General features: G+C 59.6%; 7 protein-coding genes and 3 pseudogenes. 6 read left to right on the plus strand and 4 right to left on the minus strand.

Annotated elements, in window-relative coordinates:
• Positions 1 to 121: 121 nt before the first annotated feature.
• Together EOA60_RS08000 and EOA60_RS08005 are read left to right on the plus strand one after the other, a co-directional pair.
• Positions 122 to 805 (plus strand): annotated as a pseudogene (locus EOA60_RS08000) (IS1380 family transposase); the annotation flags it as partial.
• 762 nt (positions 806 to 1,567) lie between these two features.
• Entirely contained in the window at positions 1,568 to 2,875 is a 1,308-nt protein-coding gene (locus tag EOA60_RS08005; RefSeq protein ID WP_127334791.1) for an acetyl-CoA carboxylase biotin carboxylase subunit family protein, read from the plus strand.
• A 316-nt stretch (positions 2,876 to 3,191) separates the two neighbouring features.
• Here EOA60_RS08005 and EOA60_RS08010 read toward each other — a convergent pair whose 3' ends face one another.
• From EOA60_RS08010 to EOA60_RS08020, 3 genes are all read right to left on the minus strand, one after another.
• Positions 3,192 to 3,470, minus strand: coding sequence for an IS110 family transposase (locus tag EOA60_RS08010; RefSeq protein ID WP_245479152.1), 279 nt, complete (start codon positions 3,468 to 3,470; stop codon positions 3,192 to 3,194).
• A 139-nt stretch (positions 3,471 to 3,609) separates the two neighbouring features.
• The gene (locus tag EOA60_RS08015; RefSeq protein ID WP_127334792.1) at positions 3,610 to 3,954 is read right to left on the minus strand and encodes a hypothetical protein; all 345 of its coding nucleotides are present in this window, start codon (positions 3,952 to 3,954) and stop codon (positions 3,610 to 3,612) included.
• Entirely contained in the window at positions 3,954 to 5,042 is a 1,089-nt protein-coding gene (locus EOA60_RS08020; RefSeq protein WP_127334793.1) for an IS5 family transposase, read from the minus strand. The genes EOA60_RS08015 and EOA60_RS08020 overlap by 1 nt, the downstream gene beginning before the upstream one ends.
• A gap of 419 nt (positions 5,043 to 5,461) precedes the next feature.
• On the opposite strand from EOA60_RS08020, the gene EOA60_RS08025 reads away from it, so the two are divergent.
• Positions 5,462 to 6,235, plus strand: coding sequence for an alpha/beta hydrolase (locus tag EOA60_RS08025; protein WP_245479154.1), 774 nt, complete (start codon positions 5,462 to 5,464; stop codon positions 6,233 to 6,235).
• A gap of 805 nt (positions 6,236 to 7,040) precedes the next feature.
• On the opposite strand, the pseudogene EOA60_RS08030 reads toward EOA60_RS08025, so the two are convergent.
• Positions 7,041 to 7,422 (minus strand): annotated as a pseudogene (locus EOA60_RS08030) (transposase); the annotation flags it as partial.
• A 462-nt stretch (positions 7,423 to 7,884) separates the two neighbouring features.
• Between EOA60_RS08030 and EOA60_RS38815 the strand changes: the two are divergent.
• From EOA60_RS38815 to EOA60_RS08040, 3 genes and pseudogenes are all read left to right on the plus strand, one after another.
• The gene (locus EOA60_RS38815) at positions 7,885 to 8,532 is read left to right on the plus strand and encodes a hypothetical protein (protein ID WP_245479158.1); all 648 of its coding nucleotides are present in this window, start codon (positions 7,885 to 7,887) and stop codon (positions 8,530 to 8,532) included.
• Complete coding sequence (locus EOA60_RS38820) at positions 8,523 to 8,687, plus strand: hypothetical protein (protein WP_245479155.1); 165 nt, start codon at positions 8,523 to 8,525, stop codon at positions 8,685 to 8,687. Before EOA60_RS38815 ends, EOA60_RS38820 begins: the two co-directional genes overlap by 10 nt.
• Positions 8,688 to 8,893: 206 nt before the next feature.
• Positions 8,894 to 9,162: pseudogene (locus tag EOA60_RS08040) on the plus strand (transposase); the annotation flags it as partial.
• Positions 9,163 to 9,316: the final 154 nt, after the last annotated feature.

A 9,316-nucleotide genomic window follows, 5' to 3' on the forward strand; every position in this document is an offset into this window, starting at 1 on the left:
TCCGCGAAAGACTTCGATATAGGCGACGCCGAACCAGCGGAGCGGCCAAAGGGGCGAGATCCGGATCAGGCCGACGATCAGCCCCAGGATAACCGCCACCAGAGATGCCGCGAGGGTCACGACGAGGCCCAAGCTGCGCATCGTGCTGCGCGCCGATTCCGGCTTCGCCCGTGAGGAGCTGATGGCCTGGTGCGAGCAGAACGCCGTCGACTACCTGTTCGGCCTGGCCCGCAATGTCCGGCTGGCTCGGCACATCGCGGCTGAACTGGAGCAGGCCAGAGCAGAGAGCTCCCTCACCAGCCGGCCCGCCCGCCGCTTCAAGTACTTCCTGTGGTCCACGCGCAAGAGCTGGGGCCGCCGGCGCCGGGTCGTGGCCAAGGCCGAATGGACGCAAGGTGAGGCCAACCCGCGCTTCGTCGTCACCTCGCTCGACGCCGAGGCCAGGCCGGCACAGAGCCTCTATGAAGACCTCTACTGTGCCCGTGGCGAGATGGAGAACCGCATCAAGGAATGCCAGCTCGATCTGTTCGCCGACCGCACCTCGGCCGCCACCACGCGGGCCAACCAGCTCAGGCTCTGGTTCGCCTCGATGGCCTATGTGCTGGTCCGCGCATTGCGCCGCATCGGCCTGGCCAACACCCGCCTCGCCAGGGCAAGCTGCGCCACCATCCGCCGCAAGCTGTTCAAGATCGGCGCCCGGGTCAGCGTCTCGGTGCGCCGTATCAGGCTGGCCATGAACTCGGCCTGCCCCTTCCAGCGCGAGTGGGCCCTGACCTACGCCAGACTATCGGCAGCCGCCATCTGAGCGCCCGGATCCACCCCTCCCGTCAACAACAAGGATATCGCCGAACCACAACGACCGCTTCGAGCGGCGACAGCCCTTGCGCGCAACTCATGCCCTCGCAAATATGCCGCGCACAGACATACGCCGGAAGACAGTGTGAGATATCCGGGCTAATCGCAAATCAGTCTGCGTGGCATGGTTAACAACGGCATCGCTGGTCTGGACGGTAAGGTCGATCTTGGTGCAGGTTGCCTTTAGCGATGCCGGGCGAGACTACGGCGCCACCGGCTCGGCCTCTCTTCGGCGGGGGCATTCCTTTCAGCCGTACGCAGAACGAGCTTCTCTGCAGCTTTCCGGGGCGGGCGAGGATTGCCTTGATGCGATCTACGATAGCGGACGAGATTGTTGCGCTCCCGGTTTGGACGCGGTGTGTCCTTTTCCTCCTCGAGGTACACCTGACATAGTCGCCGCCCGCCAGTCGCTGTCGAACCACTCGAGAGTGCCATCGTGATCAGGGAGTAGGGCCCATCGCCGACAACCTGCCGACCCGCCTTCATGATCTTCTGCCGTGGAACTGGCATGCCCTACAAAGAGCGCGCTCAAAGATCGCGGCCCTCAACGATAGAACGATAGACACTTCAAACAATCTTGACAGAATCTTCACAGCTGCAAATCGCTGCAAGTGGTACGGTCGCAAAGGTCTGAGGTCACGCGCGGCTGAAGAAGCGCGGATGCCGATCTAGGTTCAGAACGCCGCGCAGGGCCGCGAACGGAGGTCAACCAATGGAAAGAAGAGCGCTCATTCTTGTTGAAGGTACCATAAGCACTGGGCTGCGGTTCATCCAAGCGGCCCGGCGTCTTGGTCTTCATCCAATTACTTTATCGGCTGATCCAGGTCGGTACGACTATATCGCGGCGGAAAGCGTGGAGGCAATCCGCGTCGACACCGACAATGTTGATGCACTAATTCGCGAATGTTCCCGTCTGCGTGAGAGCTATGACATTGTTGGCATTACGAGCGCCTTAGAAGACGTGTATGCAACAGTTGGCAGGCTCTGCCGGCACTTCAACCTACCGGGACCGAACTCTGCATCGATTGAACGATGCTGCGACAAATTTACTCAACGTCAGCTCCTTGCGGAGGCAGGAGTTTCAATCCCTGCTTATCGCTTGGCAGCGACTCTGGCGGAGGTAGACGTCGCTGCCGCAGAAATCGGCCTGCCAGTGATTCTAAAGCCGGCGGTAGGCAGCGGAAGCCACGGCGTTCGATTGTGCCGCAATTTCGATGAGTTAGCCGAACATACGACTTATCTGTTCAGCGGGAAGCACGTATGGCAGTCTTCGCCAAGGGTACTGATCGAAGAGTTCGCAGACGGCCCCTTCTATTGCGCTCATCTGATGGGAAATGAGCTCATTGCCGTTGGCTCCGGTGAGTTCGGTCCCCCACCCTACTTCGTCTTTCGTGAGGTGTCTTATCCGGCGCCGCTGACCGATGATGATCGCGAGAGGATCGCCGATGTTTCGCTGCGATGTTTGCGAGCTCTCGGCCTTGGCTGGGGACCGACGAACATAGAATTCCGGTGGACGGGGCATGGCCCAGTAGTTATCGAAGTCAACCCGCGTCTAGTTTGCGGGGCCGATCCTGAACTGGTTCGGCTGGCTTGCGGCGTCGACATGATCGCCGAGCACATCAAGCTTGTCATTGGCAACGAATGGGACTTGGGCACACGGCACTCGCACGCTGCGGCTGCGGGATACCTACTTCCTGCTAACGACGGCACCCTCGATTGGGTCGATGATCACAGTCGGTGGGCGGCTATCTCTGGTGTCGCCGAGGTCATGATTTATGTTAAACCTAAGACGCTGATCGTAAGGAAAGGCGATTATCGAGACCGCATCGGACATGTCATAGCCGCTTCGCCCAGCCTTGCTCAGACGAAGCAAATACTTCGGCGTGCCGTCGACTTAATAGATTTGTCCATCACCCCATTCCCGCCCGTTGGCGAACAGGAACGGTGTGCGGCCAATTACCTTCCTGCTGACGGAATTGAAGCCTCGAACGGAAGAACAGATCCTGATGACACAGCGTGAGCCGGGACGAAGGCGGTGCTGCGGCTCTGCACGCGGGGGGCTCAGGGCGATGCATTGTTCTGTTCGCGGGTCGACCGCCGCCTCAGGGTTCGGTGGCAGGCACGCTGAAACGATTCATCGCCACAAGTGCGTCAGCCGGCAGAAATGATGTTGGCGGGTCAGTAGCGGGACCCGCGGGATGGCCGACTTCAAATCGGGCGTTCGCAGCAGATTGGTTTCTATTTTTATCAGGCTAGAGTATCCGTGCTAGTCAAGGAAGGGATGGAGTCCAGTTTTGATCATCCCCGAGCATGGCGTTTGCGAGGACGATGAGCCTTCATGATGGCGGGGAATGCAACCTTTGAGGCTTTGCCTGCCGCTCTGAGCTGATTGCATTTAGTCTTGAGATCGGGATTAAAGCGCATGCGACGAGGGCGGGCGTGTAAAGTGCCTGCCGGACATTGGCCCGCCCGCCGCGGATGAAGGCGTGGCCGGCCCATCGCCCGGACTGCCGAGCGACCGGCGCGAGGCCGGCAAACAAGCGGCCTGAGCCTGGCCGAGGGTGCCGAGTTCTCCGCCGGATGGATACGCTCCAGATATCGTTGTCATCTAGCACCGAGATGCTCCCTTCAGCTCTCCGTTTTGCAGCAAACGCTGGTTTCGGCGGTCAGGTTCTTTTTGGAACCGGTCGGAGCGGCAAGCAAGTCATCCCGCACTGGCGCGGCGCCCCTGCGTCTAGCAGGCCGTTGAAGAAGTCAGGCTCTTTCGCAAACCAAGCCTGAATCGTCGGCGTTGTGGATGTAGAAGTGGCCGACGAGGCGGCCTGCAGTGCCAAAGACAACCCAGCCGCGGCCACAGGCTGGGTCGTTCTCATCATGTCCCTGCCACGAGAATTCCGCGCAGGCTGAGCCATCGCGGGTGCCATATCGGACATCGAGGAAGCCCTTGAGTGCGCCGAAGGCGATCTCGCCATCCGCCGAGCCTTTGAATGTCAGATGCGCTTCCTCGACGAGATCGAGGAAGTCGTTATCCCAAACATCCATCTCGACGATGCGCCAGCGGCCGGCAAAAGCCTTGGCGAAGCTGGGAACCTTGGCCATCAGCCGGTCTCCGCCATGAGCTTTGGCAGTCGCACCAGATTGTAGGCAGCGGCTGCGAAGGTGAAGGCCCATCCGACACGGTCGCGACCGCGGAACCTGGTCTTGTGCTGGCCGGCCACGACCTTGATCCAACCGAATGCCTCTTCGATGCGCTTCCTGATGCGCTGGCTGACGGCATAGCCGCCATGCCGCGTCGTGCGCCCGTCGATCGCGGAACTGCGGCCGCTCATATTCTGCGCCACGTGCGGCGTCACCCTCATCGAGCGCAGCTCATTGACGAAGTCTTCCGCGTAATAGGCCTTGTCGGCGCCGAGCGTGATCGCCTGTGGCCGCTCCGCTCGAGGTTCGATCATGTGCAGTGCGGCCACCCGCTCAGCATGTCCGTCGGCCAGTGTCAGGCAGGCGTCGACCAGCAGGCCATGGCGGTTCTCCATCAAGCCATGTCCCATAAAGCACAGCTTGGCCTCCTTTCCTTTGCCCTTGCGATAGAGCCGGGCATCCGGATCGGTGGTAGAGGCATGTGTGTCGTTCGAGCGGCTGTGGCCATGGAAGTCCGCTTCCGCGTTTCGCCCGCCCCCTTCAGCCGGCGGCTCTCCCGAGCCGTCCTTCGGTTTGACACTCTTCATCGATGCCCACGCCTCGATCAGTGTGCCATCGACCGAGAAGTGGTCCGTAGACAGAAGCTTCCTCACCTTAGGCTGCGCCAGCACTGCGCCTAAGAATTTCGCCGCGATATCACCTTCCAGCAACCGGTCGCGGTTCTTTGAGAACACCGAATGGTCCCAGGCCGCGTCATCGATGCCGATGCCGACGAACCAGCGGAACAGAAGGTCGTATTCCAGCCGCTCCATCAAAAGCCGCTCCGAGCGGATCGAGTAGAACGCCTGTAGCAGCATTCGCAGCAGCTTTTCCGGCGGGATCGAAGGCCGCCCCATCGGCGAATACAGCGCCGCCAAGTCCCGCTCCAACGCCGCCAGTGCCTCGTTCACAATTGCCCGAATGCGGCGCAACGGATGATCGCGCCGCACCCGAGCCTCGAGATCAACATAACTGAACAGTTCGCCAGACCGTTCGTCTCCGCCGCGCATGCCTCGTGCTCCGAATCTCTCCGGAGACACTGAATCACGCTCACAGCCTCGCTGCGAGCCACTTTTTCAACAGCCTGCTAGGTGTCCATTTGATTCCCCTTGAATACTGACGGTGTAGCAGGCGACCGTCAGCCGCCGCTTGTGTGCGCCGATTGCCAGGAATCGACGAATTCCTGCGTTACTAAAGGGATAAATAGCGCAAAGCACCGGTTTGAACAGTATACTTCTATTTGAGCGCTATTCATCTATAGGTTCTATTTGAGCGCTATTCGTCTATAGGAAGGGCCGGACGGTCCGCTCCGGCGAGCGGCCCGGCGCGGACTTTGCTGAGGACATGGAAAATAATGATTGCTGAACACCGTGTATCTGTTGGTAGTATCACGACGTCGTATTACGAGAGTGGTACAGGGGAGCCAATTATATGTCTACATGGCGCCGGCCCCTTCGTAGATGGAAGAGTTTCTTTTGTTCGGCAGCTGAACGGGCTTTCGGATCAATTTAGGGTGATCGCCGTTGATCAACTCCATTTCGGTGGGACCGACTATCCAGCCGATCGCAAATATATTAACCGGCTCGGCCGTGTGGATCACGTGATTGGCTTCATCGAAGCATTGGGGCTGAAGCAGATTACGCTAGTCGGCCATTCAGAAGGATCATTCGTCGCCGCGCGGGTCGCGATTGTGCGTCCCGATCTTGTTTCCAAATTGGTATTGCTGACTGCCAACTCTGTATCACCGCCATTTGGAGACGACCGTGATGAAGCTTGGATGCAGGCTTGCCGGCAATCTTACAACTATTCTGACCCGATGCCGAGCGAAGAAGAATGCATCGCCGAGTGGCGAAGCTCCACCCGCGCCTTTGGGCAGGATTTGGAAAGCGCCATCCAAAAGGCCTATCGGCGGGATGTAGCGCGCGGACAATACGAGATTTTCCGGAACTTGCCGGAAGAAGAGATCGACATGCGTCTTTATGTAGTACTACAGCAAAAATACATCTTCCCATACCTTGATGGGCTCCGGGCGAAGACGCTGATTATTTGGTCAAAGAATGACTCCACCGTGACGGCAGACCAGGGGCTGAGGCTGGCGAAGCTGATCAGGAATTCGGACTTCCACCTGCTGAACAATGCAGGGCATGGCGTACATCGAGACCGAAGCGAAACCGTGAACGAACTCATCCGTTGGCACGGTTAATTTACAGGAACCAGAATGCGCTCGACCGCCACCACCAGGACGCGTATCTCCGCTACCGGTCGCGGGGTATCGACCAGCGCTTGCTAATTCGGTGCGAAGGAGAGGGCGCAATAACCGGTGGGAGCGAGGGGGCTACGGATCGACCAACTCGACGCCGCAATCCTAGTCGCAAACCTCTTCTCAACAGAGTTAATCCTGCTTCCCGTTCTGCCAGAGGCAATGGCCCAGGCGCCTGCACCCGAATAGTGCACGCAGCGATCTCAGCCTTGTCGAAATGGGACGGAATTTGTACCGGGCGGGTTGCTGATCTAAGTAGCCACGCCTCGTAAGTCGTATTCTGCAAGCCACGCCTCCGCGCGGGCGTTGAGATCTTTTGAGACCAAAGTACACCTCACCACGGTCGGTCGGCCCTTCGCAATGTATCGTGCACTCGGGTGGATGCGGTTGAGTCCGGTCGCGTCCCTACAGGTGGTTGGTACTACAGTTGCGCATGCACACGCCGTTTGTAGTGTGAGATCGCGGCTGCGGCCTGATGTCGTCGTCGCCATAGCGACCAGGCGATGATGGAGGGCTTTTGTGTCGGTGGGAAAATGAGGGGTGCGGGCGAGGAGATAGCGGATCTCTGGGACGCTCGGGACGAGGGCAGCCATCCTGATCAGGCGGCGATTGGTTCCTTTGGACTCGTTTCGTTCGGTTTGCTCCATGCGCTGCGGCGAAGATCGGCCGATGGCTTGGAGAGGAACGCCAGGGCGGCATGCACAGGCTCATGTGGCGATGCCACCGCCTCCGGAATCCACGCCTTGGCACACCGCGTCCGATCCTTTGTCCAGCTCTCCGGCAGATAAAGCCGACGATCGACCAGCGCTTGGCTGTAGCGGCTCGCGTAAGCCAAGAACACGCCGATCTGGCTGTTCTCGATCCGCCCCGCCGTTCCCGAGTACTGACGCGCGACACCGGCGGAATAATCGCCCTTCTTCACAAATCCCGTCTCGTCGACGATCAGACGCCATCCGCATCGCCCAACGTCTCCACCACATAATCGCGAACCTCGTCCCGCAGCCGGTCCGCGTCCCAGTGGCTGCGCCCCAACAGCGCTTGCATCCGATAAGGTCGCTCCGCTCCGGATTGCTCTGCCATCAGCCAGCCGGTCTGCGCTCAATACCGGAAAGAAGGCCGTCAAGGAAATCTGCGCCCGTCTCCCGCAGCTCACGACGAGGAAGCACCCGCCCAACCCGCGCCTTCAGCGCTGTGAGATCCTCTTCCCAAGCCAACAAATGACCCCGACCACGAAGCGACAGACATGATTCCCTCCATAACCTCGCGAAGGGAATCACCAAATCAACTGATCCGCAACTGTAGTATTAGCTCTGCGGTAGCGAAGCCGCTCGCGAGCGTGCCCTCGATAGCGCTTTAGATGCTATGGGCGGCGGCGAGCGTGGCACCCTCGGCGCTGTTGAGCAGCTGTCCAAGGAGCGCCCCCATGTCACCACCCTTTGATGCAAGCAAATCCCTTACCACCTTGATCAAGACAGCACGTTGGTTGCAGTGATTGAGATGAGCCAGACAAAGTGGCTCATTGCTGCGACGGTCCCTGGCTTTGAACGTTTGAACGTAACCCTCTCAAAAAGCTCGACGCCGACCCGGATTCGATGCTCAGGCTGTTGCGCCGCTGGCACAGCGAAGCCATCCAAGCCGGGCATGAAGTCCGGCGCATCGTTGTCGCCTATGAGGCTGGACGCGACGGCTTTTGGTTGGCGCGCTGGCTCCAGGCGCACGCTGTCGAGGCTTATGTCCTACATCCATCGAGCGTAGCGGTTTCCCGCGAACATCGGCGTGCCAACACCGATCGCCTCGATACCGAACTGCCGATGCGCGCCTTTCTTGGCTGGCTGCGGGGAGAAAAGCGCCACTGCAGCATGGCAGCCATCCCAACCATCAATGAGGAGGAGGCCCTGAGTCCGAACCGTGAACGAGACAATCTCGTCCGCGAACGTACACGGATCGTCAACCCCATCAAGGCAATCCTCGCTCGCTTCGGCATTCGCACCTTCAAACCCAATCTGAAACTGGAAGCTCTGCGTATGGCAGAAGGTATGCCCTGCCAGAAGGAAGCCGAGCCGAGTTGCGCCGTAATCTCGGACGGCTTCACCTGTTGCGTGAACAAATGCACGAGATCGAACAGGAGCGGTTGCGGCAGCTCTCGGTCGTTTCGGACACGGAGAAGGGTCCGGTCGCAATGGTTCGCCTTCTTTCGCGGATCATCGGTGTCGGTATCGAGACTGCGGACATGCTGGTGAATGAGATTCTCTCACGTGGCCTGCGTGATCGGAGAGCCGTCGCTCGCTATGCCGCACTTACCGGGGCGCCGGATGAGAGCGGCCAACGCAGGCGCGAGAAAGGTCTTGCGGGCCGGCAACGCTCGCGTCGCCACGGCATGATCCTATTGGCTTAGTGGTTTCTCCAATCCCAAAACGACAGCGCGCTGGTGCGTGTTTCGGCAATTCCCGGACATTCTTTTCGCTAAATCCCGGACAGTGATTTCAGTAATTCGCGGACAGCGATTCCGCTAAATCCCGGACAGTTTTCGGGAGCGGATTTAAACGGTCGGTTCTCGGCTGCGCCGTTCTGGCAGTTTGGCCTCTCACGATGACGTTGGAGCCGGCGCGCAAAGTGCTGCGCTCGATCTATGAGGGCGCGCGCGACATGGCCCGCGACATCGCCAAGACCGACGCCTCCCAAACCTCACGCTATCAACGGAAGAAGGTGGAGATGCTGTTCGCGCACCTCAAGCGCATCCTGAAGCTCGAAAGACTGCGATTGCGCCGCCCCTGTGGTGCCCGCGATGAGTTCCACACGCAGCCATCGCCCAGAACCTCAGGAAATTGGCCAAGATCTGCACTACGCGGACACCAATCCCAGCCACTTAGGGCAAGGAGGCCGCCTCGACCCAATCGCAACTCGTCGCGGCGAAAAGAACGCCCGGCTTAATCACCGACTTCTTCAACACAATCCACGCCTCATCGACAAACTCACCCGCGCGCAACTGCTCATCCTCGATGACTTCGGAACCCACTCCCTCAC

Origin of the sequence: Mesorhizobium sp. M1A.F.Ca.IN.020.06.1.1 (genome assembly GCF_004023265.1) — a bacterium.
Lineage (GTDB): Bacteria > Pseudomonadota > Alphaproteobacteria > Rhizobiales > Rhizobiaceae > Mesorhizobium.

What these genes read in the sequence shown, in the direction of transcription:
- EOA60_RS08005 (WP_127334791.1), top strand. Translation starts at nt 1,568, where the DNA reads ATGGAAAGAAGAGCGCTCATTCTTGTTGAAGGTACCATAAGCACTGGG.
- EOA60_RS08015 (WP_127334792.1), bottom strand. Translation starts at nt 3,954, where the DNA reads ATGGCCAAGGTTCCCAGCTTCGCCAAGGCTTTTGCCGGCCGCTGGCGC.
- EOA60_RS08020 (WP_127334793.1), bottom strand. Translation starts at nt 5,042, where the DNA reads ATGCGCGGCGGAGACGAACGGTCTGGCGAACTGTTCAGTTATGTTGAT.
- EOA60_RS38815 (WP_245479158.1), top strand. Translation starts at nt 7,885, where the DNA reads ATGCTCAGGCTGTTGCGCCGCTGGCACAGCGAAGCCATCCAAGCCGGG.
- EOA60_RS38820 (WP_245479155.1), top strand. Translation starts at nt 8,523, where the DNA reads ATGCTGGTGAATGAGATTCTCTCACGTGGCCTGCGTGATCGGAGAGCC.